At 36.8% G+C, this 26,858-nt stretch carries 20 protein-coding genes; 4 read left to right on the top strand and 16 right to left on the bottom strand.

Annotation, left to right across the window (positions count from 1 at the left end):
• Positions 1–358 precede the first annotated feature (358 nt).
• The 8 genes from IGJ11_RS02790 to IGJ11_RS02755 all read right to left on the bottom strand — a co-directional run bounded on the left by IGJ11_RS02790 (position 359) and on the right by IGJ11_RS02755 (position 9,418).
• Positions 359–1,060, bottom strand: a complete 702-nt coding sequence (locus tag IGJ11_RS02790; protein ID WP_063626646.1) for a GntR family transcriptional regulator — start codon at positions 1,058–1,060, stop codon at positions 359–361.
• 240 nt (positions 1,061–1,300) lie between these two features.
• A complete protein-coding gene (locus IGJ11_RS02785; protein WP_010719935.1) occupies positions 1,301–2,062 on the bottom strand; it encodes a formate/nitrite transporter family protein in 762 nt (253 codons plus the stop codon).
• A 336-nt stretch (positions 2,063–2,398) separates the two neighbouring features.
• Positions 2,399–3,841, bottom strand: a complete 1,443-nt coding sequence (locus IGJ11_RS02780; RefSeq protein WP_438772312.1) for a glycoside hydrolase family 1 protein — start codon at positions 3,839–3,841, stop codon at positions 2,399–2,401.
• A gap of 14 nt (positions 3,842–3,855) precedes the next feature.
• Complete coding sequence (locus IGJ11_RS02775; protein WP_053765881.1) at positions 3,856–5,724, bottom strand: beta-glucoside-specific PTS transporter subunit IIABC; 1,869 nt, start codon at positions 5,722–5,724, stop codon at positions 3,856–3,858.
• A 120-nt stretch (positions 5,725–5,844) separates the two neighbouring features.
• Positions 5,845–6,696, bottom strand: coding sequence for a BglG family transcription antiterminator LicT (gene licT, locus IGJ11_RS02770; protein ID WP_010738350.1), 852 nt, complete (start codon positions 6,694–6,696; stop codon positions 5,845–5,847).
• A 255-nt stretch (positions 6,697–6,951) separates the two neighbouring features.
• Positions 6,952–7,674: a class A sortase gene (locus tag IGJ11_RS02765; RefSeq protein WP_010738352.1), complete on the bottom strand. Its 723-nt coding sequence runs from the start codon at positions 7,672–7,674 to the stop codon at positions 6,952–6,954.
• A gap of 51 nt (positions 7,675–7,725) precedes the next feature.
• Positions 7,726–8,052, bottom strand: coding sequence for a nucleotide pyrophosphohydrolase (locus IGJ11_RS02760; RefSeq protein WP_010719940.1), 327 nt, complete (start codon positions 8,050–8,052; stop codon positions 7,726–7,728).
• 172 nt (positions 8,053–8,224) lie between these two features.
• Positions 8,225–9,418: an MFS transporter gene (locus IGJ11_RS02755; protein ID WP_034699715.1), complete on the bottom strand. Its 1,194-nt coding sequence runs from the start codon at positions 9,416–9,418 to the stop codon at positions 8,225–8,227.
• 343 nt (positions 9,419–9,761) lie between these two features.
• Here IGJ11_RS02755 and IGJ11_RS02750 point away from each other — a divergent pair, with 343 nt between their 5' ends.
• Positions 9,762–10,451: an N-acetylmannosamine-6-phosphate 2-epimerase gene (locus tag IGJ11_RS02750; protein ID WP_063626642.1), complete on the top strand. Its 690-nt coding sequence runs from the start codon at positions 9,762–9,764 to the stop codon at positions 10,449–10,451.
• Positions 10,452–10,732: 281 nt separating this feature from the next.
• Here the strand turns inward: IGJ11_RS02750 and IGJ11_RS02745 are convergent, their stop codons facing one another.
• Together IGJ11_RS02745 and IGJ11_RS02740 are read right to left on the bottom strand one after the other, a co-directional pair.
• A complete protein-coding gene (locus IGJ11_RS02745) occupies positions 10,733–11,617 on the bottom strand; it encodes a diacylglycerol/lipid kinase family protein (RefSeq protein WP_251849342.1) in 885 nt (294 codons plus the stop codon).
• Between the two features lie 103 nt (positions 11,618–11,720).
• Positions 11,721–13,847, bottom strand: coding sequence for a VWA domain-containing protein (locus IGJ11_RS02740; RefSeq protein ID WP_433961362.1), 2,127 nt, complete (start codon positions 13,845–13,847; stop codon positions 11,721–11,723).
• 205 nt (positions 13,848–14,052) lie between these two features.
• Between IGJ11_RS02740 and IGJ11_RS02735 the strand changes: the two genes are divergently transcribed.
• Entirely contained in the window at positions 14,053–15,555 is a 1,503-nt protein-coding gene (locus IGJ11_RS02735) for a helix-turn-helix domain-containing protein (RefSeq protein WP_251849344.1), read from the top strand.
• Positions 15,556–15,887: 332 nt separating this feature from the next.
• Here IGJ11_RS02735 and IGJ11_RS02730 read toward each other — a convergent pair whose 3' ends face one another.
• Positions 15,888–17,744, bottom strand: coding sequence for an ABC transporter ATP-binding protein/permease (locus tag IGJ11_RS02730; protein ID WP_207432961.1), 1,857 nt, complete (start codon positions 17,742–17,744; stop codon positions 15,888–15,890).
• Positions 17,728–19,704 (bottom strand): ABC transporter ATP-binding protein/permease, encoded by a 1,977-nt coding sequence (locus IGJ11_RS02725; RefSeq protein ID WP_207432950.1) that lies wholly within the window; start codon positions 19,702–19,704, stop codon positions 17,728–17,730. Before IGJ11_RS02725 ends, IGJ11_RS02730 begins: the two co-directional genes overlap by 17 nt.
• Before the next feature lie 82 nt (positions 19,705–19,786).
• Here IGJ11_RS02725 and IGJ11_RS02720 point away from each other — a divergent pair, with 82 nt between their 5' ends.
• On the top strand, positions 19,787–20,617 hold the full coding sequence (locus IGJ11_RS02720; RefSeq protein WP_010719950.1) for a MerR family transcriptional regulator: 831 nt from the start codon (positions 19,787–19,789) through the stop codon (positions 20,615–20,617).
• 409 nt (positions 20,618–21,026) lie between these two features.
• On the opposite strand, the gene aguA is transcribed toward IGJ11_RS02720, so the two are convergent.
• From aguA to ptcA, 3 genes are all read right to left on the bottom strand, one after another.
• The gene (gene aguA / locus IGJ11_RS02715; RefSeq protein ID WP_207432939.1) at positions 21,027–22,124 is read right to left on the bottom strand and encodes an agmatine deiminase; all 1,098 of its coding nucleotides are present in this window, start codon (positions 22,122–22,124) and stop codon (positions 21,027–21,029) included.
• On the bottom strand, positions 22,078–23,496 hold the full coding sequence (locus IGJ11_RS02710) for an APC family permease (protein ID WP_251849347.1): 1,419 nt from the start codon (positions 23,494–23,496) through the stop codon (positions 22,078–22,080). Before IGJ11_RS02710 ends, aguA begins: the two co-directional genes overlap by 47 nt.
• 236 nt (positions 23,497–23,732) lie before the next feature.
• Positions 23,733–24,752, bottom strand: coding sequence for a putrescine carbamoyltransferase (gene ptcA / locus IGJ11_RS02705; RefSeq protein ID WP_207432926.1), 1,020 nt, complete (start codon positions 24,750–24,752; stop codon positions 23,733–23,735).
• A 271-nt stretch (positions 24,753–25,023) separates the two neighbouring features.
• On the opposite strand from ptcA, the gene IGJ11_RS02700 reads away from it, so the two are divergent.
• Positions 25,024–25,959, top strand: a complete 936-nt coding sequence (locus tag IGJ11_RS02700; RefSeq protein WP_063626626.1) for a response regulator transcription factor — start codon at positions 25,024–25,026, stop codon at positions 25,957–25,959.
• Positions 25,960–26,432: 473 nt separating this feature from the next.
• On the opposite strand, the gene IGJ11_RS02695 is transcribed toward IGJ11_RS02700, so the two are convergent.
• Complete coding sequence (locus IGJ11_RS02695; protein WP_010719955.1) at positions 26,433–26,837, bottom strand: PTS sugar transporter subunit IIA; 405 nt, start codon at positions 26,835–26,837, stop codon at positions 26,433–26,435.
• Between the last annotated feature and the right edge of the window lie 21 nt (positions 26,838–26,858).

Here is a 26,858-nt window from a genome sequence, read left to right as displayed (position 1 = left end):
TAAGCCTTTAACCTCAGGCTTTTACCTCCTGATAGACGGTGTTTAAAAGGTTGCTTCTGCGGTAATAACGAGCGTACTTACAAAATATGAAAAGCTATTTTCTGGTAAGCCTTTAACCTCAGGCTTTTACCTCCTGATAGACGGTGTTTGAACGATTGCTTCTGCGGTAATAACGGCGAGCCTTACAAAATATGAAAAGCTATTTTCTGGTAAGCCTTTAACCTGAGGCTTTTACCTCCTGATAGACGGTGTTTGAACGATTGCTTCTGCGGTAATAACGGCGAGCCTTACAAAATATGAAAAGCTATTTTCTAAGGCTCGCCGTTATTACTTGAAGCAGAACATCGTTCAAACAACCTTATGTTTCATAGTCTATATGATAAGGATGCAGATTGGTCTCGTAAATTGCTTCTGAATATTCGATTGTTTTCCCCAAGTGAGTCTTTGATTGTCGCGTTCTTTTAATCGCGATCTCTGAGGTAGTTTTTAAAATTTCCCGTTCATCCTTTGTTAGAAACACAGCGGAAAAATCATCGGCAAAGGAGGCGATGGCATAACCTTTTTGGGTCAATAATCGATATAAAGACTCTTCATCAAATACTTTGCGCTTGATTTCTAGCAAATCACTTGGCAGATAATGCGTAAAGTAAATATAAGGACGGTCGTTTAAGTAGTATAATCGCTTAAAACAGACAGCCGTTGAACCAAAAGAGGCAAATAATGGATGATCTTTTTTTAAAGTGATTTTCTTTAATTCCAACGTTTCTTTGTGAACTGTATGTTGTGAGTTTTCTAGAATCTGTGTAAAACTTGCCGCTTTTGACAAACGATTGTATGGACGATTACTTACTACCGTCGTCCCTCGTCCGCTTTTCTTTTCGACATATTCATCTGTTGCTAATAATTCAATGGCCTTACGAACCGTGATCTTACTTACTTGAAACATTTCTTCTAATTCATTTTCTGTAGGCAACATGGTGCCGACAGGATACTTTCCTGAAAAGATATCTTCTTTGATCTTGTCTGCAACTTCTAGGTATAGTACACGTGTCCTTTTCATAACTTCACCTTTCGATTTTATTACTAGAATCATAGCACATAAAAAATAAAAAAAGAATATAAACGCCATGGATTAGCTATGTTGGTGGATTGAGGATTAAGACAATAGTTCTTCTTTTTTATCTATAAAATTATAATAGGAAGAAATTATTTTATCATTTACAAAAAACACCAAAGTAAGCAAAACGCAAACTTCGATGTTCTTATTAGTCTTCTAACTTATCGATCAACATGCTTATTTTCAATGATGCTTATAGCTTGCATAGTAAAATCCTGATACGAATATTGCACCGCCGACAATATTACCGATATAAACTGGGATAAAATTCAAGAGAAATTCTGTCCAAGTCGCTTGTCCTTCAAAAATTGCGGCTGGGATCACAAAGCAGTTAGCCACACTATGCTGAAAGCCGATGGCAACAAAAATCATTACGGGGAACCAAATAGTCAATACTTTTCCAGCTGCATCTTTTGCTCCATAGGATAGCCATAATGCTAAGCCGACAAACCAGTTACAACCGATTCCCGAACCAAGTGCTTGCCACCAAGAAGCTTCGATCTTATGATCAGCAATATGGATGACTTGGTCCAAATAAACGCCTGAATGAGTCAATCCGACAAAGTGTCCAAAGAAATATGCAACAAAAATGGCACCCACGATATTAGCTAACGTGATAATTGTCCAATTTTTAACTAATTGTGAAAAAGTTACTTTTTTATCCATAAAAGCAATTGCAACCGCCATCATATTTCCAGTAATTAATTCCCCGCCACCAAGCAGGATCACCAATAGTCCGATAGGAAACACAGCCGCCCCTACTAAACTAGTTAAACTCGCCAGTGATTCTGGAATCGAAGCTGAAACTCTGATGTAGGCTAAATAACCTAACGAGATCATTGCTCCTCCGATAAAACCTAGAATTAATTTCGCAAGAATTGGCTTTTGGATCTTTTTAGTTCCAAGATGGATACTGATATCCATAATTTCTTCTGGTGTATACATAGATGTTCAAACCCACACTTCCCATATTTTTTCAAAAATAATAGTGATTTATTTCACATTTTCATTTTAGATTATATCATCTTCCATTCCTAATCCCTATGATTATTTTAAAATAACCGATATTTTTTTATCATTCTATGACAGGGCACACAAGTGAGACTTTCCCACATCTCGTGATTTTTTTCTTTAGAACAACGAGAGTAAAATGAATCGCTCGATCAAATAGAAAAAAGACCATTTTCGACAGTGATTTGTCAAAAATGACCTTATTTTCTTTATCAGAAATGAACTATTCTTAATTTCTTAGTAAACAACGGTTCTATCATGAATACAAACTTACAGTTTTTCTCCATTGGTGGCGATGACTTTTTGATACCAATCAAAAGATTTTTTCTTTGAACGATTTTTGGTTCCGTTCCCTTCATTATCCAAATCAACATAGATAAATCCATAACGTTTACTCATTTCACCAGTCGAAGCACTTACCAGATCAATACATCCCCATGGCGTATATCCCATGAGTTCCACTCCATCAGCCACCGCTTCTCCCATTGCTTCGATATGCCGACGTAAGTAATCAATACGGTAATCATCATTGATTTGCCCGTCTTCTTCTACCTTATCAATCGCGCCTAACCCATTTTCAACAATAAACAATGGTTTTTCGTAACGGTTGTACAACTCGTTTAATGCAATCCGTAAACCTTCTGGATCAATCTGCCATCCCCATTCACTGGCTTCTAAGAACGGATTTTTAACTCCACCTAAAAGATTACCCGCTGAGGCCGCTGCATCTGGGTCCGTTTCGTTGACTGCAGTAGACATATAATAGCTGAAACCGATATAGTCGACTGGATATGCTTGCAACAACTCAAAATCTTCAGTCGTTTGTTCTAATTTGGCACTATCTACGCCATATTTTTCATACGTGCGGTTTGTGTATGCCGGGTATTGTCCCCGTACTTGAACATCTGCACAGAAGAAATTGAATTCTTGGTTCTGGATCAATGTAGCTACTTGATTGATTGGATTAGCATCTATGCTATACGTCGTTGCATAGATAATCATACAACCCACTTGGCTATCCTCTCGTAATTCATGAGCGATTTTTACAGCTTTACTACTTGCTACAAATTGGTTATGCCATGCTTGGAAGATATTTTGATAATCAGCCGCACCATTACTTTTTACTAATCCTTGACTCAAAGCTGGAAAATGAAAAGCTGAATTGATCTCATTGAACGTCATCCAATATTTGACTTTATCGCTGAAGCGTTCAAGCACCACTTTAGCAAAGCGTTCGTAAAATTCAATCAGTTCTCGGTTTTTCCATCCGCCATATTTTTTTGCTAGATTTAATGGCATTTCGTAATGGGAAATCGTGATCACAGGTTCAATCCCATGTTTCAAACATTCATCAATCACTTCTTCATAAAAGGTTAAACCTTTCTCATTCGGTGTTACTTCGTCTCCTTGAGGGAAAATCCTAGTCCAAGCAATGGAGAAACGATAACATTTAAAGCCCATTTCAGCAAAAAGCGCAATGTCTTCTTTAAACCGATAATAATGATCGATCCCTTGATGGTTAGGATAGGTATATTTATCTGGTTGGATCGTCCAATCAAAGTCTTCACTGCCAATAACTGCAAATCGTTGTTTCCCCCCAGGCATCGCGTCAGCAACTGAGAGCCCTTTCCCATCTTGATCATAAGCACCTTCTAATTGATTGGCAGCTGTAGCGCCACCCCATAAAAAATCTTTTGAAAACTTTGTAGTCATCTGCTATTTCCTCCTTATTTGACAATTGCTAGAAAATCTTCACTAGCAATCAGTTCTTCTTGATTTAATTCCAACACATCAGCAAAATGTTCCGTGTTTGTAATAACGATTGGCGTGATCACACTGTATCCAGCGGCTTTAATCGCTTCAATATCAAATCGAACCAATAAATCACCAGCTTTTACTTGATCCCCTTGTTTTACAAAAGTCTCAAACCCTTGTCCTTCAAGCTCAACGGTATCCATACCGATATGCATCAAGATTTCAATTCCATCTTTCGTTGTTAAACCAACCGCATGACCTGTTGGGAAAATGGTCGTGATCTCCCCATCTGCTGGCGCAATCAATTCACCTTTTTCCGGATCAATCGCAAGCCCTTTTCCCATCGCTCCAGAAGAGAAAACTTTATCCGGAACATCAGATAATGGCAGGACTTTCCCGCTTAAAGGACTTTTTAGATTATGTCGAGCAGAACTAATCGTGTCACCTGCTGTTGTTTGTTGATTTGTTTCTAGTTTTTCATCTTGGACGGTTTCATCAAATCCAACGATCAGCGTACCTACGAATGCTAAGACAAATGAAAGAGCTGTCGCAAGGATTGCCATGGTCACATTGGATTCAACTGCTTGGTTCGTACTAATAAACGTTGGGATCGTTAACAAGCTTACTAACCCGCTAGAGAAAGCTTTCACACCAGCAAAACCAATCATTGCGCCTCCGATACCGGCTGACAGACAAGCAACGACAAACGGTTTCTTTAACGGTAAAGTTACCCCATAAACAGTTGGTTCCGTAATGCCAAAAAGTGAGGTAATTGTAGATGAAATACCTAATGAACGAAGCTTAGTATCTTTGGTCCGAATCGCCACTGCTAAGGCTGCACCACCTTGAGCTAAAACGGCTGGTAAAAGCATTGGAACCATGACGTCAAACCCATATTGTTCAATATTCAAGAACATGATCGGTACAAAGCCCCAGTGCATCCCAAACATTACGAACACTTGCCATAAACTTCCCATAATCAAGCCCGCAACTAATGGACTAAAGCTGTAAATCGAATTAAATAGACTACCTAACCCATTACCGATAACTGTCCCGATTGGACCTAACAGTAAGAAAGTTAATGGCACCATCACCAATAAAACGATCATTGGTACAAAAATCATTTGTAAAAATTGTGGAATCACTTTTTTCACCAGCGGTTCAAATTTGCTTTGGACCCAAACAGCTAAAATGATCGGAATCACTGAAGATGTGTAACCTGATTGAGCTAACACGATTGGTAAGCCAAAGAAATCCACTGCCCCTCCAGCTCCAGCTAGTTGCGTGATTGCTGGATAAACTAACGCCATAGCAATTGCCACAGATAAAAATTGGTTCGTTTTGAATTTTTTGGCTGCAGTAAAAGCTAACATCACTGGTAAAAAGGTAAAGACACCATCTGCGGCTGCAAATAGAACTTGGTAAGCCCCAGTATCCGTAGCCAGCCAACCTAACACCGTTGCCAAAGATAAAAATCCTTTTAAGATCCCTGCAGCTGCCATTGCGCCTAAAAATGGCGTGAAAATACTAGAAATAATATCAATCAAGCGATTCAAAGGATTTTTTGACTGATCCTCTGTTCCTGATTGATCTGTCAGACCTTGCTCATCAACGATTGCTTGGTAAACGTCAGCCACATTACTACCGATAACTACTTGGTACTGACCACCACTTTGTACTACTTGAATCACATCTGGATCCTGTTTTAACTTTTGTGTATCTGCGACCGATTCATCTTTTAATTTGAAACGTAAACGTGTCGCACAATGTACTAAACTATTGACATTCTTTTCACCTCCGACTGCCTCCCATACTCTTTTACCAACTGCTTGATTATCCATCTTCTTTTCCTTCTTTCTAGTTGATTTAATCAAATAAAAAACCTAGATTGAAAAAACGGTCACGAAAATTCGTGCCCTATTTTTCAATCTAGGTTTTGCCTGCTTTACCAGTAACAATCCTTAAGATTGGGTACTTTGTTTTTCACTCACTACACGTTGGATGTGAATCGTTAAATAGATTTGTTCTGCGACTCCCATTGGTTCCTGTTGTGTTTTTAAGAGATAGTCATTGATCCGTTCCGAACAGCGAAAGGCTTTTGGATACTTCCCTTGAACGAGCGCATAGAGAAATTCATCCTGCTCATCCGAACTTTCGCCTTTTAAATAGCGTTGTGTAAAAAATTGTAAATGGGTGATGATTCGTTGGTAATTCAACGATTCCTCGTCAAATGTCACACCAAAGAACTTACTAATAATGCTGAGAATATCTCTAACGATCGTCGTTGCAGTCATCGTGACTTGCATATCCCCATTTCCTTGTTGGCTATTCACTAAATGAAAAGCGATAAATCCTGCTTCGTCAATCGGTAGACTGACTCCAACTTTTCTCTGGATCAATTGCAATACTTCTTTGGCCACCAAGTATTCTTTCGGATAAAATTTCTTTGTTTCAAAAAGAAGTGGATTTGGTAACTGGATATTTTCGTTCGCTCGACAAATCGCATAATGAATATGATCGGTCAATGTCAAATAAATATTTGACGACAACGAAACGCCTAATCGTTCTTCCGCCACATCAACGATCTGTTTGACTAATTCTACTTCTTCTAATGGGACATCCGCCATCAGCTGTTGAAATTGATTGGTTGCTAAGGAATCTTTTAAAACAAATTCTTTTTGAACTGCTGTTTTATCAATCCTATCACCAGGTCTTTTTTGAAACGCGAGGCCTTTGCCCATACAGATAATCTCTTCACCTCGTTCGTTTTTTGAAATGACGACGTTATTATTTAAGACTTTTTCAATAACCATTTTCCCTCGCCCTCTCATAAAAAAAATAAAAAAACCTAGAATCCCCCTGTACTTTAGGTTGAATTCTGGTTTTGCCTGCCGAACAGTAACAATCCATCGATTATCTGAACCAAGCATAGCACCCTTCTTTAATTTTTGCAAGCCTTTTCAACTTTTTTTTTAGTAATTGTAAAAATGAGAAATTAAAAAACCGACGAAAACTATTAGCTACTCGAGCGAACTAGCAATCGTCGGTTTTTCATTAACTATTTTCGTCTAAAATGTTCGTGTTTCCATATTGAATGCTGCCTTCATTTCTTTCGTCGCTTTTTTCATTGGTGTAACCTTCTCTAATTCGCCTTGAACGACTAATCGAGTCACCGCATTCATATCTCCGCACGTAATCAAAGTAACGAGCGATTTTCCTTCTTGGATATTTAACAGCTGGGTTTCCGTCGGTGCCACTTTTTCTTTAAAGGTTGCTTTATACGTATAGACATTTTCCAAATCTACCAAATAGATTTTATCTCCTAATGATAAATTTTCTAGTGGCGTGAATAATAGTTGTGGATTGCTCGAACGATGACTCGCTAAAGCATAATTTCCTTTTCCCATTTGCTGATTAGGATCTAATGTCCCCGCACCATAAAGCAAGTTCGCATTATCTAAACCTCTAAAAATCGGGATATTGATTGCCACAGAAGGAACAGCAATACTACCAATAACTGGTAAGTCCGTTCGATTCAATTGGGCACGCAACACACTTTCCGTACTCATTGACTCCACTGCATCAAAATCAAAACTTGCCTCTTTTTCGTTGTTTTTCTTGATTTCATCTTTTGTCACATTGGCAATTGCGTATTTATCTCCGGTATTTTTAACAAAATAATCTTTGATCTGTTCATTAAAAATTAACGCTAAGCCAACCAATAATAGTAAAAATAAGAAAAAATTGGCGATCCATCTTTTTACTCGACCTTTGCTTGGTTTTTCCTTCATTCACTTGCCTCCCTTATTTAGCTAAAATAAACGCAACCTATAGTTTCACACTTAAAGTTCTGTATATTTCTTTCGTTGTCCTCGACTTGCTTCTACTGGATATTTCAATTTATTTTTTGCTAATTTTTCTTCAATAATTTCATCAAGATCCAACTGTAAATTGTCAGCCATCATGTAAGAATAGATCAAGACATCTGCCAGTTCTTCTTTGATCCGCTCTAATGAAGTTTCCTTCACTTCTTCTGGTTGCTTCCATTGAAAAAGCTCCAGTAATTCAGAAGCTTCTAAGGAAATAGAAATTGCAAGATCTTTTTCGTTATGAAATTGTCGCCAATTTCTTTCGTCTCTAAATTGATTGACTTTCGCCATACTATCCATGAACATTCACCTATTTCTTTATTCGATTACTAATAATCATACCATGTTTTTAATAGAAAATAAGTATATTTACCTAGATAAAATAAAATATACGTATTTATTTAACGATCTTTTTATAAAGCAAAATGATAACGAATGTTACTTATCCACTGATAACTTACACCAATGGATGTTATTCTTGTAAGCTGAATTTTAATTCTTTTACACCAGTAAGTGTCCACAAGACCACTAGACTGACAAGATAAATACTACTTAGAAAAATAATCACAGCAGATAATTGATAATGATCCATCAAAAAGCCAATAATGATCGAAGAAAATCCACCTACAGCTCTACCTAAATTCATAATAAAGTTATTGGCTGTTGCACGGATCTCAGTAGGATACAGGCTACTAATGATTGCACCATAGCCGCCATACATGCCATTGATAAAGTAACCAACAACCACCGCTGCTGCTACTAAACTCCATTGACTACGAGCTAAAACGAGTAAGAAGACCGAGAGCGCTGAACAAATCAAGAATAAAGTAAAGGCTGTTCTGGGACCTAATTTATCCATGATGATCCCAAAAGTCAACATACCTAATGACATCCCCACAATCGTACTCACCATCCATAAAGACGAACCTGAAACGGATAATCCTAGTTGTGCTTGCATGATCGAAGGTAACCAATTCATCAAACCAAAATAACCAGCAATTTGGACAGTCACCATAAGACTCAAGCCAATCGTCTGCCAAGTAAGTTGTTTTGTTTCAAATAGATTGCGTAACTTTGTTGCCTTTTTAGTTGCTTTCGCAGCTTGAAATGCCTCCGGTTCTTTTAAGCCATGTCGGATGACTAAAACTAATAATACAGGTAATACACCAATCACATATAACATGCGCCACCCGAGCCATGGAATGACGATTGCCGCCAAAATAGCAGCGAGAGCCGCGCCTACTTGGGCTCCAATACCAGCAATGGACGAAGCTCGTCCAATTTGTTTTTTTGAAAAAGTTTCAGAGATCAAAGACATACAAGCGCCATACTCGCCCCCAGCCCCGATTCCTGCAATAAAACGAAACAAGTAGACTAAATAAATCGTTGAAGAAAAATACATCAATAATGAAGCAATTGAAAATAAGATAACCGTTTGAGAGAACACCTTTACTCGACCATATTTATCCGCCATCAGACCAAAAAAAATACCTCCAACGAGCATCCCCAGATTAGTGATCGTCGCAATCATTCCCGCTTGCGTTCCACTAATATGAAAAGTTGCAATCATTGAAGATAAAGAAAAAGCTAGGAACATGATATCCATATTCTCTAATGCAATCCCTGATGATGTTGCTAATAAAACCTTCCGTTGATACTTCGTCATTTTTGTTACCCCTTTTCTTTCATTTTTACCCTAAATTGTTAAAATCATATATAAAAATCAAGAAAAAAGCAAGAAATTTTGTTTTTTTATGTCAATTCATTCACTCAACTGATCTACGCTGTTTTTGAGAACTATCACTTGCTCAATAATTACGAAATCGCTACACTTATTTTGTAATCAAAAAATAAAGCGTTTTTCTAAACCGCTTATTTGTCTGATCAAGCAATTTATCTTAGATATCCATTATCTAAGTAATCACTTTTTTGCTATCATTCGCATAGCCTTAGCTCTTTGCGAAACGTTTTTGTGAAACTGAGAAAAAACTATAAAGGAGAAAAACAGAATGGACAAACAATTATTCTTAGAAAAAATTGCTGGTGGGCTGATCGTTTCCTGCCAAGCCTTACCTGGAGAACCTTTTTATACAGAAGAAGGTAGTTTGATGCCTTATTTTGCTTTAGCTGCTGAAAAAGCAGGAGCTGTTGGTATCCGTGCGAACTCAGTACGGGATATTATGGCGATCAAAGAAAAAGTGGCCCTGCCGATCATCGGTATCATTAAACGTGATTATCCTCCTGAAGCGCCATTTATCACAGCAACCATGCGGGAAGTTGATGAACTAGTAGCCACAGGGGTTGAAGTTATCGCTTTGGATTGTACTTTACGCAAACGCCACGATGGTCTGAACATCAATGAATTCATTGCTAAAGTCAAAGAAAAATATCCACAGCAATTATTGATGGCTGATATCGCCACTTTTGAAGAAGGAAAGAATGCTTACGAAGCAGGAGTTGATTTTGTGGGGACAACTTTAAGCGGCTATACAGAAGAAAGTGTGAAACAAGCTGGTCCTGATCTCCCACTCATCCAAGAACTGATCCAAGCTGATATATGCGTTATTGCAGAAGGTCGGATCCACACGCCACAACAAGCCAAACAAGTCAAAGATTTAGGCGTAGCTGGCATCGTTGTAGGTGGCGCGATCACACGCCCTCAAGAAATTACTCAACGCTTTATCGAAGCATTAGATTAAGAGACTCCTTCATTTTTTCAGGAGAAATGCTTTTTCGTCCTTCTAACTAAATCAGCTAAATAGAACTAACCAAAAACAGCCAGAACGAGACTGAGCCAAACCTTGCCTCAACCTCATCCTGGCTGTTTTTCAGTTTATTATTCCAACTTTATTCACAGCCTCTGTCTCACCAGATTCTCAGATCCGCTTAAAATCGACATCAGATGACAGAGGTACCTACTGTTCAAAACAAAGGCTATGACTCAGATCAACAGCTTAGAAAGATGATCCTCCCTGGTTTCTCAACAATAAATCATCAGATGAGAAGGAAGAACTTTTAGTGTGACAGGCAGATTGACACCTTCATCGCCATCCACATTTGTTGCCAATTCTTGGTCTTCATTCAAAGCAATCTGGATCGTTTCACAGGTTTGATAAGCCAGATGATCGGTAGAAGAATCAACACCTTTTAACAAATCAGGCAATGTTTTTAACGTATCTAACAATGAAGTGTCTTTTAAATAAACCAAGTGCAATTTGCCATCGTTTACTTTAGCATTAGGTATCAATGTTTCAAAACCACCAATTGAATTAGTTAATCCTACCAGCAATGTACTACTTTCAATTTGTTTTTCCTGCCCATCAATGACTAACTGGAATTTATAAGATTGGGTTCCAGCCAATTGCTTGATTCCTGAGATAAAGTAAGCAAACTTACCATATTTTGTTTTCTTTTCTGGATCTACATCATTGATTGACTCAGGAATGGTCCCGATCGCCACGACATTCATAAAATATTGGTCATTGATTTTCCCAATATCTAATGGTTGCAACGCATCCATTGAAAGATGAGCGATAGATTCTTCGGGTTCTAACGGTATGCCTAAAGCACGGGCTAAGTCGTTGACTGTCCCTAACGGAATAAAACCAAAATTTGGACGATGTGCTTGTTCAGCGATCCCATTGATTCCTTCATTAACAGTACCATCTCCACCCATGACAAACACGCTGTGATACCTATCCACTGTCGCTTCTCGAGTAAAATTCTTGGCATCTCCAGCTTTTTTCGTATGAAGAACAACGACTTCATCAAACATCGTGGTTAACTTTTGATGGGCCAGTTTTTCATATTCTTGTGCTTGTTCTCCTCCAGAACTTGGATTAACGACCAACAACGCTTTTTTCATCCTGGTTCCCCCTTCGTTTCACAACATGACTTTGACTAAACTATAGCACAAAAAAACTCAGAGCATCTAGTTTCAGACATTCTGAGCTACACCAGCTGATTGGCTATCTTATTTTACGAATCAAATAATAACCCACCGATCCGACGATCATCGTTCCCAGAAAGACCAGAATGGATGAGGAATGTTCATTTGTTTTTGGTAAATGTTCCGCTTCAGAATCAGTCGAAGATTCAGAAGCAATCTGGAGCATCGCCTCTTTTTTAGTTGTACTTGGTCCAGAGTTTCTTAAGTCGATGGTGCTTGATTCCGTTGTGCTTGGCTCCGTCGTGCTTGGCTCCGTCGTGCTTGGTTCTGTTGTGCTTGGTTCTGTTGTGCTTGGTTCCGTTGTGCTTGGCTCCGTTGTGCTTGGCTCCGTTGTGCTTGGCTCCGTTGTGCTTGGCTCCGTTGTGCTTGGTTCTGTTGTGCTTGGTTCTGTTGTGCTTGGTTCGGTCGTTTTTTTCGTATTCGTGATCACAAAAGAATTGCCATTATTGGTTACAGTACTCTCAAACTCATCAGGTACATTCACTTCCGCTACTTGATAAGTAAAGTCTTCTCCTTGATTATTGTATTTTGGTAAGACCGCTTTTTCGTTTCCCACTGGCAGTTCCTTGATCGTTGCTTGATAATTATCTTGTTTTCTTAAAGAAAGCACCGCTGAACTTTGCCAACTCGTAGGATCAACGACCGAACTCCTGCGAATCACATAGTCAATAGTCTCTGGGATCTCGGATGCCGCTACATTTTTCCATTTTTTTGCTACTTGGATTGTTGTTGTCGGTGCCTTGATTGAAGGGATTGGAAAATCAAGTAATTCACTTTCATTTGTTGGTGCTAACGTTGTCCGTCCATTACACAAATACCAAGTTTCGCCTTTAAAATGAGTATTTTCAGTGTTTAAACGGACTTGATAGGTACACGTAAGCCGTTCATTTTCCCCTAATGCAATATTTGCAATCGTAATCGTTTGGTTCGCTTCCGATACAACTACATCAGCCACTACATCATTGGCTTGTTCCCAATTTCCTTGTTCATTTTTTCGCCAACCGACTAATTGATAGGAGCGTTCATTAAACTCACCCGCTCCTTGGAGTAAAATGTCTTGCCCCATAGGATCAGTGATCGTACCATTAGGAATCGTTTTATCAATTTGGTTGGCGATCTCTGTTAAGGCAGAACCCAAACCGCTTAGATTTTCATCGGTTGTAAGGTATTGTTGCGGTTTAGAAGCTAAGTTTCGCCCAATATATTCCCCTCGAGCAGAAGGTGCTGTCGCTATCGAATAACAGGTAAAACCCGAATGCTTGAGAGAAACGATCGTCCCTAAGGTCGCATCTGTCACAACTGAACTACTAACAGAAATTGCATTGGGATCAGAAGGGTTACTGTTCGTCGTATAGTATTTGTCAGAATCAGTTTGAAAATCTTGAATATAATGATCGGTATGGTAGCCATTATAATCAATGATCTCTCCCTCATTTGGATACTCTTTCGCTCCTTGTACTGGAAGATAACTACGATTAGCACTATCATCACCAATATGAATAAATAATTTTTCCGCTTCTGGCCGACTTTTCTCCAATAATAACCGTTGCCCTGCTAATAATCCTTTTTGCATAAATGTTCCCGAATGTGACTCAGCGGTATATTTCAAGAAGTTCTCTAAGTCATTCATATTACTTGAAAAACCATTTGTTGAATAAACCTCTCGATTGTATGCTACGATCCCCACGCGGATATTCCCATTAGCTAACGAATCCGCTAATTCATTGCCAAATTGTTGTAATCCGATTAAAGCATTGGTTAATTTTTCGCCAGTCATGGAGGAAGAATAATCGATCACCAAAACTAAATCAATCGGTGTTCCGATCTGGTTACCTTTCACATCTAACGTGACGTCAAATAAACCTTGTGTCTTGCTATCTTCTGTGACACTCTTTTTTAAATATGCACGGTCGGCGTAATTAACATAATTTTCTTCGTCAAATACGGCTTCTGGTGCATGGCCATAATCATAATTATAGGTATTCCCTACTGCTGTTCCATTTGTTAAACGTTGTCCCGTAGAATCGGTATAAGCAAAATCAACCGTCTCCGCAAATGATTTTTGCATCCCTATTCCCAGTAAAATACTCATTAATCCTACGAATAAAATCACTATCTTGAAATAGCTGTCTTTTCTCGTTCCCATCATTTCTCTCCTTTTCTACCAACAGATTTCCCCATCCTTATTAAAACCCTAGAATTTTTTCAACAATTGCTAGTATAAATTTTCTGGAATCTTTTCTGAGCTAAAAAAATGTACATTTGGAATACATTAAAATCCTCTTTTTATGATAAGATGGCATCAAGTAACAGCTAAGAATCGAGGGAAATCTTTGGTTAGGAGTTTTTTTATGGAAATATTCAATGATTTTTTTGGAAATGATGTCAAAAAAGAAATCGAACTTTTACATTTTTTATATCATCAAAAGCGCTTTGTAACGATTGAAGAAATGAGCCAAGCCCTCAATATGGATCGGCGTTCGATCTACAAATATTACGATGTTCTAAGCAATCATTCCCTAATGACAGATGAAAGTCGTGAACCAATTTTTCATACAAAACATGGTCTCGGCTATAAATTCACAGGAACCAAAACAGACTATAAAACGGTGATTTGTAAAATATTACAAGAAAATCCTTTTTTCAATTTATTTGAAACTTTATTGTTGGAAAATGAAGTGAATCTAGTCAAATTCGCCTACGAGAATTATTTATCCGAATCTACTGTACGAAAGCGAAGCTATGAACTAGAAACGCTACTACAGCCATTGGGGTTTACCGTAAAAAAAAATAAAGGAACGCTCTATTTAGTCGGTGATGAACCTCGTATTCGCTATTTTATGGTTGCTTTTTTTTGGAAAAATTTTTCTGGTCTTCACTGGCCATTTCCAGGTATTTCTCAACAAAAATGTGAAATGCTCGCCCGACACTTTTATGAAATCAATGAAATTCCTTTCAATGAGATTGAACTAAAAATTACTACTTATGTACTAGCCGTGACGATTATTCGGTTTAGAAAAGGCAAAAAAATAACAGCTGAAATGATCACTTTAGCTCCTGATCTACCGTCTAAAGACCACGAACTGTTCCAACAATTGACGGACCAGCATTCATCACTCTTAAAAAAACTGACAGATGAGTTGAGTGAACACTTCTTACTCGAAACAATGGAGAGCCACTTTATTTTCTTGTGGCTACGATCAAATCTGGATCTCACTTTTTCTAAAGAGCAGTTAGCTGATTATTTTGCCATCCAAGAGGAAAGCGTTCAAAATCGTTCTTATTTGCAAGCAATCATCCATTTGTTACTGAAAGATACAGACTCTCAACAATTGTCTACCAGAAAAAAGAACTTGATTTTGCGAACGATTCTTTCTGGAATTTTGTCCGTCGAACTATTTGGAGAGACGATCCATACCTTGACCGGCTATAATCTACAGCACTATGTCTCGCAGAATTTTCCCAACCTTTTGATGCGTTCTGAACAATTGTTAGATCAAATTGATCTTTACTCATCCTCAGATAGCAAACGAAAAGGACTTGCGTTACATGTAGCGGTTGCTTGGACCTTGGTTTCACCACCATCCACCTTTATGAAAAAAATCAACCTTAAACTCGAAACAGATTTACCTTTGGCACTTTCTTTAACAATCAAAGAACGTATCGAGTCTTCTTTTCAAAGCTACTACCATCTGGATATTCGCAGCCATTTTGAAAACGAAGACTATGATCTCTGCCTTAGTACCGCTCCTTTAACAGAAAGTTTTGAAACCGTCCCCGTTTTACTGATCAATGCCCAAGTCACATTAGCCGATCTGCTGGCAATTAAACAAGTACTTGAAGAGCTGGTGTAGTAAGAGCAGAAGAAATGGAATGTTCATTATTTGAACTGCGGATAACACTTCTTCGATCATATTTATACTTTTTCAATTCATAAAAATAGCCTAAGATTTGTGGGAAATAAAAGCAAAAAAACTGAGGTTGAGACAAAAGTGTTCAGCATCAAGAAATAAGAAGGAATTTCCGAAAATTGCTTCTCAAATTTTTGGTAAATTTCGGCTTATTTCCGAAGATGCTACTTTTGTATCACCGTTTATTCGTTTTTAGAGATACTAGAAGAGACTGAGACAACTTTTGTCTCAGTCCCAGACTCTTAGTCAGTACTATATTTCTAAAGTTAAAGATCTTATTTTTTTAAAGCCAGACTAGGTGATAGGTTGACCAATCGATAATTAACAAAACCAGTTATGCCAAAAACTAATCCAATATTTACTAACAACAAAAGCAGCCCTAGTTGGAAATTAAACTCTAGATTATAACCAAAGTTATGGCTATATACAGTATTAAAAATAAGAAGCCATATACTACTAAATAAGATGGATAGTAGACAAAATAGAACGGTTTCTCTTCTCAATATCTTAGAGATATTTCTGGTACTATATCCTAAGCAACTTAGTATACCAACTTCAGAATATCTAGTGATAGAAATTCGATAGATTATAATAAAACTAACAGAGATAAATAGGAGTAAAAGTAAATTGGATAATATGGTAAACAACTTTATAGTATCAGCAAAACTATTTTTAAAAGCACGAATGTCTTTTTCCTTAGTGTATATATCGTACCCCTCACTTTTCAGCAGGCGATGAATTTTGGGAATGTCCTCAAAATTTTTCACACTAAACGCTATAGCAGATGCCTCACCTTTAGCTACTTCTTTATAAATTTTCTTTTCCAGCTTCGTACTCATTGTAAAGTTATCAAAAGTATCGTTTGAGATACCACTCACTTTCATTTTTATTTTATGTTTTTGTCCCTCCTTATCAAAGTATTCAAAGTCAACGTACTTTCCAACTAATTGATTAATATTCTTACTCAAAGACGAGGCAACACTTAGAGATAGACTGATTTCATTCCTATTATCTTTAGGCATGTCCCCATAAATCATCGAAAGATCGGAAGAAATGAATGTTGGTGATTTAGTATCTAAGTGTTTATTCTTATGATCATATTTAAGATTAATATTTTGGAGATTATATTGGTAATACACATCCTTAACGTTTGGTAATGTTTGTAAATAAGTAAGCCCTTCAGATAAAGGCTTTTTTGAAAAAGCAATTGATCCTTTACTATAGTAATCATTTTTTTCTTTAAATGACTGTATTTCATTTTTTATTGTATTTTTTATTCCTAACGTTGAAATAAAAGAGACCGTTCCTAATGAAATCAATACGATAGCAAGTAAATTTTTTAAAAAATGTATTCTAAAATTCCTGATTGCTATCCAAAAAAGTAATTTTGAGTTGAGTTTTGGGACAATCTCTTTAGTTTTTTTCGCTGTGAAAGTCTGACTTTCCTTACTATAGTCTAATTCATATCGCTCTTTTTCTTTAACTATTTCTATTGTATGATTTTTTAAACAGACTATTTCATCGGCGTACTTTGAAACTTTTTCACTATGTGTAATAACAATCACGGTTCGATTCCTTGCCAACCTTTTTAGTATCTTCATCACACCATCACTATTTAATTCATCTAAAGCAGCCGTTGGTTCATCTGCAAGAATTATTTTAGGATCGTTCATTAAGGCTCTCGCTATAGATGCTCTTTGTTTTTGACCGCCGCTTAACTCATGGACCATTTGATTTGCCTTGTTTTTTAAACCGAGTTCCGTTAATAAATTCAATGCTTTTTCGATTTTCTCTTCTTTCGTTAGTTCAGAGTCTAAATGTGCCCCCATTATGACATTTTCAAGTACTGTATATCCATTTAAGAGATGATAATCTTGAAAAATAAATCCCACATTGTTGAATCTATAATTAGACAAGTTTTTATTTGAGAAATTTTTTTCCTTAAAACATAAATTTTCAATTTCCCCATCATAATCTATATCTAAGCCTGCTATTAAATTTAATAATGTTGATTTACCAGCTCCACTATTCCCTAATACACAAGTTAACGTACCATCTTTAAATCGATAATTGGCATGTAATAGTATATCCAAATCTTTGTACTTTTTACTGACATTATTTAAGTAAATCATTCGAATCACCTTGTTTCATTTTATGAGTAGGATTAGTTTTAAGAAATAATAAGTAGGATAGGATACTGATTATTATTGATTGGACAAATGGCAGCAACAATACCAAAACTAAGTTATTAGTAGATACTATATATATACTAAATATTTTTTGACTTAAAAGACTAAGCAATGGGAAAGTTATCAGAAATAGAAGAGAAGACATTATTCCAAGTATAAAGTATTCTGAAATGATTAAACTTAAAATATTTTTATTACTGAAACCATTGAATTTGAAAAAACGAAATTCACTTTTCTTTATATAAAAATTGAACAAAGCCAGAACAATACTAATTGTTAGTGACAATACAAAGAATATCAAACTGATGGTAACCCCTTGCTCCTCATTTTTCTTTCTCAATCGGAGCATGTCTTCAATCATGCTAAAATCTCCAGAAGGTTGTAAACCTGATTGTTGTAGTTTATTCACGATAGGTAAAATATCATCTAATGTTTTTGCTCTTACGTTATAACTTATTGATTTCTCAATGCCTGCTTGTTGGCGCATTTTTTTGATAGCTTCTACACTAAACAACAACGGGCCATCCGTTAGTTTCCCGTCACGTCTTCCTAAAGTGCTGGTAATTGCTCCACCTTTAGGATTATTTTCAATGACTCCCACTACTTTTACATCATTTAATGAGACCTTTGATCCTGTAATCTCGTTGCTTCCAATCTTTGGATTTACGTCTATAAGCCCTGTCATATTTAAGTTTTTCCCGATTACGTCGGTGGGTTTTAGACCTAGTAAATCCAGTAACCGTTTAGGAACAGCCACTTCTATTTCTCCAATTGAAGGATATCTTCCAGCTATCAATTTCGTAATTGCAGGCAAGTTAAAGCTATCCTTCACTTCATAATTTTTAATCAAATCTCCTACGTTTAGTTTCAAATCACCCACTATTTCCAAGGGTGCCACAAAATCTACTCTGGGATCATCTTTTAATAAATCTACTGCTCCTGAAGTATCTTGTTTTAGAGAACCAGAAGGACCACCACCTGTCGATTCTTTTGACAAAGAAATATCTTTGATCGTCTCTCCTCTTTCTTTAACGAGACGGCTAAAATTATCATTTTGTTTTTCTTTTATTTCCCCACTCAAATTAATCAACATAAAAAAGGAAGAAAGTATGAGTAAAATAATCGTTAATATAGAATATATGGATGCGCCTTTTAGAATGTTAAAAGATTGAGAGATACAATTTTTTAAAGATAAATAAGGAGGTTTATTCAATCGATTGTTTTTCCCGTCATCTTTTGAGTGTTGTTTACTTTGCCCTACTAATTTTAGTTGTCCTTGCTCCATGCTATAGACATTTGCGTCTTTTTCAATTAAACCTTTATCATGAGTGACTATTATCACTATTCTTTCTTTAGCGATTTTTTTTAGCTCCGTCATTATTTTATTAGCAGCTAAAAGATCTAATGCTTTAGTTGGTTCATCTGCTATGATTATTTCTGGATCTTTTACTAATGCTCTAGCTATCGCTACTCGTTGTTTTTGTCCGCCAGATAATTTTGCCACTTTCATTTTAGCTAATCCAGATATTCCTAGTTCCTCTAATACCTTTGCTACTTTCATTTTTCGTTCTGCTTTATTTAAGTTCGATAGGCTTAGAACTAAATCAATGTTACATTCTACACTTAAGTATTCTATCAATTGGTAATCTTGCCAGATAAAACCGATTGAATTGTAATAATAGTCGGATAGTTCTTTTTTCGTAAAACGTTTCATCGACTGATTGTTAAAATAAACATCTCCTTCAAAATTTTGATCCATACCACTAATGATATTTAATAGCGTTGTCTTCCCACTACCCGATGGACCGTAAATAAAATTGAGGCCTTTTTGGAAATCTCCTGATAAATGATTCAATACTATTTCATTTCCAAATACTTTTTTTATTTCGATTAAACTTAACATAAGAATCTCCTTTTATAACGAATTTGGGTTATTGCTCTGCTAGAATAAACTGTAACGTTACGTTATATTCAAGGAGGTAATTATGAATAATTATTTAACAATCAGTGAATTTGCAAAATACGTCAATTTAAGTAGAAGAACCTTAATTTATTATGATCAAATTGATTTATTCAAACCAAAAAAAATATCTACTCATGGTTATAGATATTATACTTGTGACCAATGCTTTGAATTAGACGTTATACTAACCTTGAAATTCCTTGATGTACCTTTAGAACAGATTAAATATTTTCTCGATAATCGAAACATGGATGACACGCTGACAGAATTTAAAAAGCGAAAAGAAATTTTAGATGAAAAAATCAATGACTTAAAACATATGCAGACGTTTTTAGAAAATTATATCGATCGGTATACAACATTGAAAAATATAAATTTTGATATAATTACTCATTCTTATAGAGAAGAAGAATCTTTTATTTGTTCTGATTTAATGCATTCTCATTACTACGACTCCATCGATTCTTTATCTAGTTATAGTGATTTTTATTTATCCTTAGATCAAAAAGATTTATTTAATGGCTATCCTATAAATTTTTTAGTAGAAGATTCTATTTTTTCTGACATTCAAAAAACTCCTTTTAGGTCACTAATTAAAATAAACAAGGAACAAAGCCATCTTTACGACGCAGAGAAAATTATAACCAGATCGAATGGAACATATGTCTCTTTCTTCATAGAGGATTCAAATTATAATAAGCAAGAAATCAATCAGAAACTACTGAACTATTTTCAAAAAAATAAATTTATTCCAGAAAGATTTTTTTGGAAAATATTATGGCAAGATGAAATTACTACCACGATTCCTGAAAAACGTGTATTTGAAATCTTGATACCTGTAAAAAAGAATTAATCGTTTACTGAAACTAAGAAAGTTCCTTATTTCCCCTTCTTAAAACAATCTCTTAAAAATGATTCAATTTGTATATATATGCATTATTTGTTTTAAAATATACTAAAAAGGTACCTAGGAGATTTTTATGGGTTTGGGAAAACTATGAAAAGATCTCACCCACATCTGGCTTCCTCTAATGGTTGAATCACCAAGCTGATCGTCAGCTAATGATAGACAATGAAACAAAAAAAGAGATTGGGACAAAAGTTGTCTCAGTCTCTTCTAGTATCTCTAAAAACGAATAAACGGCCGTCATTGATCAGGTCAGTAATCGAATTTGCTGCTTTGGGCTTTGGTCAATTGTTCATGAGCAGCGTCGCCTAAAATTCCACCCAATGCGATGACAATTTTTGAGATAAGCCTCCACCTATCTTTGCGGTTGTTGTTGTGTGATACAGTGAATATTTCCACCACCGTATACGATCTCAACTGTATTTACGCCTACGACTTCTTTATCTGGAAAGAATTCTGCTATTTCCTCAAGTGCCAGCGCATCATTTTTATCTCCATACTGAGGAACGATCACACCGTTGTTCGTGATCAGAAAATTCATATAAGAAGCAATACAAATGTCGCCATCTTCACGTGGCATCGTTCCTTCTACGTAATCGATCTTGAAATCCCCATTGATCGTGACATTCTCTACTGGGCAACAAAGCTTATGAACTTTTAATTTGCGACCTTTGGCATCGGTCATTTCATTCAAACGCTTGTAAGCAGCTTGAGCCGCTTCATAAAATGGGCTGTTTTGATCTTCAGTATAGATACAAGCCACTTCTCCGGGACGAACAAAACATGCCACATCATCCACATGCCCATTGGTTTCTTCCGGATCGATCCCGTCACCTAACCAAAGTACTTTCTCACAGTTTAAGTAGTCACATAATTTTTGTTCGATCTCTTCTTTTGTCATATGAGGGTTCCGACCTTCACTCAACAAACACATCTCAGTCGTTAAAACAGTACCTTCTCCATCAACGTGAAAGGATCCCCCTTCTAAAATAAAATCCTCCGTTCGATACGAATCCACGTGCTCTATCTCACAGATCTTTTGTGCAATCAGATCGTCTTGATCCCAAGGGAAATATAAGCCATCAACTAATCCGCCCCAAGCATTAAATCCCCAGTCATTGCCTCGTAATTCGCCTTTGTCGTTAATGACAAAGCTAGGACCACAGTCACGAATCCAAGCATCGTTGTTCGACATTTCATAGACAGTGATGTCGGCAGGCAATTGACGACGGCAGTTTTGATATTGCTGTTGCGACACGACCACATTCATTGGCGTGAATTTGCTGATCGCTTTTGCGACTTCGGCAAATGCTTCTTGAGCCGGTTTGCCTCCATCACGCCAGTTATCCGGACGCTCTGGCCAAATCATCCATACTTTCTCTTGTGGTTCAAACTCTCCAGGCATTCTAAACCCGTCTTGTTTCGGTGTGGTCTTTTCGATTCGCTTTGCCATGATACAGCACTCCTTCTTTTTTGATTTTTTTGATCCAGATAATGATTTCACCAACGAGGGCAAATATAATTGCTCCAATCGTGATTGGTAATTGCTGACTCAGCGATTCAGCATCAAACTGCAAAGGAATCGCTGTGAAAATCAATGAGATCACGATCATGATCATCGGTAGTGCGACTAATACATTCAAGAACCAGTCGCTGCCGCTCACCTTGAAAGGTCGAGGTGTTTCTGGATCGATTTTGCGCAATTTATAAAACGCAGGAAAAACAGGTACATATGATAGTAGGAACATTACTAGGTTCAACGAGAAAAATGCCCAAAATAAATCTTGATTTGGTAAAATTGGTGCGATGATGACAACGATAGAAGCAACAATACCATTCATAATCGCCGCACCAGTAGGCATGCCGTTTTTTTTGCTGCGTTTGGCAAATACTTTCGGCATATCGTCATTTTCGGCTGCATAACAAGCAGTATTGTTAACCCCTAACGACCAAGAAATCATATTGCCAAACAATGTCAGTAAGAATAAAAAGGCCATCGAAATAATGAACCAGCCGCCTGTTGATCCTGTCAATAACTTAAAACTATCCATCAATCCGCTGCCTGTACTAATCTGATCCGTAGGAATTGCTACACCGATCCCGAATGCAGAAAAAATGTAAATGGCTGCAATCACCAGTCCACCGGCAATGATCGATTGAGGGATTTGCTTTTTAGGATTTTCCATATCATTCGCGAATGTACAAATCACTTCGAATCCTAATAAGTTAAAAATGATTACTGAAATAAAGGACAAACTATTTAAATTGAAACTTGGCAGCATGGAAGAAAGAGTAAACTCATTCGCCACACCCTTAGTAAACGCAGTATAGAGACCTAAGCCACCAATCAAGATTGCCAGCAGCATTTTGATAACAGCTGCTCCATTCAAAATCCACACACTGTCACTGACCGGATAAAAACTGATCCAAACAATGATCCATATAAAGATCAGTTCGATCATGATAGCAGCAGCTGTTGAAAATTCGCTGCCTGTGATCGTCATCAATAAATCAGGGCAGACTACTGCTAGAGAAGCTAACCACAGTGGATAATTGATCCAGTAATACCAAGAAACGCGAGATCCCCAGCGATGTCCGAAGGCTTGTGTCACCCAATCATAGATACCGCCATCACCGATATAAGTTGTTCCTAACTCTGACGAGATCAATCCATAGGGCAAAAGGAATGCAATCAATAAAAAGATCCACCAAAAAAATTGTGAATTTCCGATTGCTGCTACCGGTGCAGCCGCTTCTGCCACAAATACAACACAAATAACAGATAATATAGCACTCATCAAACTAAATTTTTTCTTTTCTCCCATTGTTTTCTTCCTTTCCGGTACAAGGGAATAAGGTTGGACCAGCGATTGAACGATTCTTGTAACCTGCGGACTCACCTCGTATGATTCCTAGTGCGGCATAAAAGCTGCATTAGTGTGAGATCAAGATTCTGCTAGAAAGAATCGATTTTCAGATCGTTAGCCCCTCCTCTAGAACAGAGACAATCCTCACGCATCGTCATGATACGCAGATTATTTCCTTTCCTCATCTCTTGCGTCTAAAATGTTTCACCTAGCAAAGCTTCCAAGTCTTTTTTAGCCGCTGCTTTTTTGGTCTCATCGATTGGATTTTTTTCCGCATAATCTCGCATCAAGTACACTAAGAGACCGCGAATCGAAGTCAACCGATTTTCTGCTTCATCAAAACAGATCGAGTTCGGTCCATCCATGACTTCATCTGTGACTTCTTCCCCACGAGTGGCAGGCAAGCAGTGCATAAATTTCGCTTGTTCCCCAGCACGTTTCATCAAGTCCGTATTCACTTGGTATTTAGGATAAAAAATACGCATGCGTTCCTCTTCTGATAGTTCAGCTTCATACAGTCCATACCAAACATCTGTATAAACAAAATCCGAACCTTCGATAACATCGATTTGATCGGATATCGTATAGGAGCCACCAGAATCTTTGCAAATTGCGTCTAGTCGTGCGCGATGGTCTTCGTTTAACTGGAACCCTTTTGGTCCAAATTGAACGAATTCCATTCCCATTTTTGTTGCAATCAATCCTAAAGAGAAACAGACTTGTGTAGCATCTCCAATAAAGGAAACCTTGCAGTCTTCAATTTTTTTGCCTGCTGGAAGATGTTCGATCATGGTGCAAAGATCGCCAATTTCTTGCGTTGGGTGGTTGAAGTCAGACATCCCGTTAATAACTGGGATCGTGGCATTCGTTGCTAAGTCATACACACTATGATGACGTTCCACCCGAGCCATCAAAATATCAACTAAACGAGAAAGAACTCGGCTCGTGTCTTCTATCGTTTCATGACCACCCAATTGAATTTGTCCTGGTGCTAGATATTCTGCGTGCCCCCCTAATTGTGTCATTGCTGTTTCAAACGAAACCCGCGTTCTGGTAGAAGACTGTTGGAAGATCATCCCTAACACTTTGTTCTTTAGCAAAGGAGGATAAAAACCATTCTTGATGGCCGCTTTGATTTTCAATGACAGGTCAACAATTTGTTGGATCTCTTCCTTCGTGTAATTTTCAGTTGTAATAAAATCTTTTTTTCCCATAATGAAACCTCCTAAGTAATTTGTTTGCTTTGCATCTTCACTTTAGGAAAAAAAGTGAGAGTTTACGATAAGCTATTAGTTGTAAACGTTATCATTGTCGATCTATACGTGGTACAGGCTGGTTTATTTTTGGATATAAACCAGTTATTTTCCAAGGGTTTACAAAAGTTTAGAAGGAAGTTTATAGGAATTAAAAGTAAAGATAAAAAAATCGGTGTTATAATTAAAATAAGAAATTTGAGGTAAGGAAAAAAATGAAAGGGGATTCAATATGATAGCTATTTTTGTTTACAACATTCTATTGATCATTCTATATTCAATCACGATGACTTTTGCTATTTATGCTTATTTAAAAGAAAAAAACAACTTATTTCTCTGGATCAGTTTGTATTTGGCATTCTTCATTTTTGATAACACGATTATTTATATGACGGAGTTCCTCAATTCCTTTGCACAAAGTTATGATCAAGCATTTATGAGTGCGCCAGCAGTTAAAACGATTATTTTTATGGGAAACGCCTTTTTTTCCATTTCTATTCTTGCCGAACTACAAAAAGAAAAACTTTCCCCTCTCCATTATGCTTTACTGCTTGCTTTGGCTGCTTGGATGATTACCATCCCATTGATGGATAATTCAGCCTTTAAAGTCTGGCTCTATTATCTGGGCAATCAACTCTTCCTGTTTTACCTAGGAATTTATTGTTGGCGAGGAACAAAAAAGGATGTACCTTTGCTGAACAAACACTATTTAAAGCAATTGATGTTCATCAATCTCTTCTTTAGTATTTTGATCATTATTGAAGATAGTTTCGTGATTTTCAATGTCGATCAATATAGCTCCTTAGTGACAAAAATTTATAATCGTAGTGTCTCAGAGGATATTTTTTCGATTGTTATATGTGTTTTATTACTGCACTTCTTTATCAAAAAATATCAACCTCAGAAAGAAAAAACACAAAAGCAAGACACCTCTCTCTTGATTCAAGACTTTTGTCAGGATCACCAGTTTACTCAACGAGAAACGGAAATTTTTATATTGCTACTGTCACATCGAACCAATCAGGAAATTGCTGACCAGCTCTTTCTTTCATTAGGAACGGTTAAAACTCATGTCCACAATATTTTTATTAAACTTGACATAAAAAAGCGCACGCAAATTATCCCCCTTTTTGAAAAGTATAAAGAAGCCATTGAGTCAACCGTTTAAAAAAGTCCTGGAAGTATCCCTTCCAAGTTCTCAGTCTGTAGACGAGTCTGGGACATTAATCAGAAAAAATCTAATTAATGTCCCACTTTTTTATGAGGTTAATCATAAAATAAAAAAATGGAGAATGAGACAAAAGCGGCATCTTCAAAAATTCGCTGAAATTTATAAAAAATTTGAGACACACCAAGTAGATAATAATCAACACCAAAAAAAAAGTATTTATGTTTCTTGTCAAATTTCGGAAATTCCTTCTTATTACTTGATACTGAATACTTTTTTCTCAATCTTTCACCAATCATTCTAGAATTTCTCTTTACCAACATCATTTGACAAAGGGTCTCTTTTTTGTCCAAAATTTTGAACAAAACTAGATAAAAAGACATTCCAAACTCAAATTACAAGTTTGAAATGTCTTTTATCTATAGTCTGATCAGAGAAATATTTCTTTGGCTTCATCACTCATATATTTTATCTTACTCATCTTCATCATCGTCATCACTGAAAATCCGTCCATTCACATAACAAATGTTACTTGTAGCAGATTCGATTAATGAAAGTTCTGTTCCAATTAATTGACTGTTAATGAAGTCAATGACCATTGGCATGTTCATGCCTGCGTATAAGTCAATTACTTGACCCTCGAGAATTATTTTTGAAACTACATTACACGGAGTGCCACCCATTAAATCTGCTAATACCACGAAATCATCTAAATTGGCAATTACTGTTTCAAACTTTTCACGAAAATCTTCCGCTGATTCAGAAGGAAGAAGGCTTACTGTGTGAATACTTTCCTGAGGCCCCATTATCATTTCTGTACTTTTTTTTAATTCTTCACAGAAAAGTCCATGACTAATTAAAACTAATTGTTTTCCCATTGAACCACTCCTCATCACTAA

Source organism: Enterococcus sp. DIV0691, from assembly GCF_051711145.1.
GTDB classification, from domain to species: domain Bacteria; phylum Bacillota; class Bacilli; order Lactobacillales; family Enterococcaceae; genus Enterococcus_B; species Enterococcus_B hirae.
The sequence above is the reverse complement of the archived record's forward strand: the minus strand, read 5'-3'. Positions and strand labels throughout refer to the sequence as shown.

What these genes read in the sequence shown, in the direction of transcription:
- aguA (WP_207432939.1), bottom strand. Translation starts at nt 22,124, where the DNA reads ATGGCAAAGCGAATCGAAAAGACCACACCGAAACAAGACGGGTTTAGA.
- IGJ11_RS02750 (WP_063626642.1), top strand. Translation starts at nt 9,762, where the DNA reads ATGGACAAACAATTATTCTTAGAAAAAATTGCTGGTGGGCTGATCGTT.
- IGJ11_RS02745 (WP_251849342.1), bottom strand. Translation starts at nt 11,617, where the DNA reads ATGAAAAAAGCGTTGTTGGTCGTTAATCCAAGTTCTGGAGGAGAACAA.
- IGJ11_RS02780 (WP_438772312.1), bottom strand. Translation starts at nt 3,841, where the DNA reads ATGACTACAAAGTTTTCAAAAGATTTTTTATGGGGTGGCGCTACAGCT.
- IGJ11_RS02775 (WP_053765881.1), bottom strand. Translation starts at nt 5,724, where the DNA reads ATGGATAATCAAGCAGTTGGTAAAAGAGTATGGGAGGCAGTCGGAGGT.
- IGJ11_RS02740 (WP_433961362.1), bottom strand. Translation starts at nt 13,847, where the DNA reads ATGGGAACGAGAAAAGACAGCTATTTCAAGATAGTGATTTTATTCGTA.
- IGJ11_RS02710 (WP_251849347.1), bottom strand. Translation starts at nt 23,496, where the DNA reads ATGGGAGAAAAGAAAAAATTTAGTTTGATGAGTGCTATATTATCTGTT.
- ptcA (WP_207432926.1), bottom strand. Translation starts at nt 24,752, where the DNA reads ATGGGAAAAAAAGATTTTATTACAACTGAAAATTACACGAAGGAAGAG.
- IGJ11_RS02760 (WP_010719940.1), bottom strand. Translation starts at nt 8,052, where the DNA reads ATGGATAGTATGGCGAAAGTCAATCAATTTAGAGACGAAAGAAATTGG.
- IGJ11_RS02735 (WP_251849344.1), top strand. Translation starts at nt 14,053, where the DNA reads ATGGAAATATTCAATGATTTTTTTGGAAATGATGTCAAAAAAGAAATC.
- IGJ11_RS02730 (WP_207432961.1), bottom strand. Translation starts at nt 17,744, where the DNA reads ATGATTTACTTAAATAATGTCAGTAAAAAGTACAAAGATTTGGATATA.
- IGJ11_RS02765 (WP_010738352.1), bottom strand. Translation starts at nt 7,674, where the DNA reads ATGAAGGAAAAACCAAGCAAAGGTCGAGTAAAAAGATGGATCGCCAAT.
- IGJ11_RS02700 (WP_063626626.1), top strand. Translation starts at nt 25,024, where the DNA reads ATGATAGCTATTTTTGTTTACAACATTCTATTGATCATTCTATATTCA.
- IGJ11_RS02785 (WP_010719935.1), bottom strand. Translation starts at nt 2,062, where the DNA reads ATGTATACACCAGAAGAAATTATGGATATCAGTATCCATCTTGGAACT.
- IGJ11_RS02695 (WP_010719955.1), bottom strand. Translation starts at nt 26,837, where the DNA reads ATGGGAAAACAATTAGTTTTAATTAGTCATGGACTTTTCTGTGAAGAA.
- licT (WP_010738350.1), bottom strand. Translation starts at nt 6,696, where the DNA reads ATGGTTATTGAAAAAGTCTTAAATAATAACGTCGTCATTTCAAAAAAC.
- IGJ11_RS02755 (WP_034699715.1), bottom strand. Translation starts at nt 9,418, where the DNA reads ATGACGAAGTATCAACGGAAGGTTTTATTAGCAACATCATCAGGGATT.
- IGJ11_RS02725 (WP_207432950.1), bottom strand. Translation starts at nt 19,704, where the DNA reads ATGTTAAGTTTAATCGAAATAAAAAAAGTATTTGGAAATGAAATAGTA.
- IGJ11_RS02720 (WP_010719950.1), top strand. Translation starts at nt 19,787, where the DNA reads ATGAATAATTATTTAACAATCAGTGAATTTGCAAAATACGTCAATTTA.
- IGJ11_RS02790 (WP_063626646.1), bottom strand. Translation starts at nt 1,060, where the DNA reads ATGAAAAGGACACGTGTACTATACCTAGAAGTTGCAGACAAGATCAAA.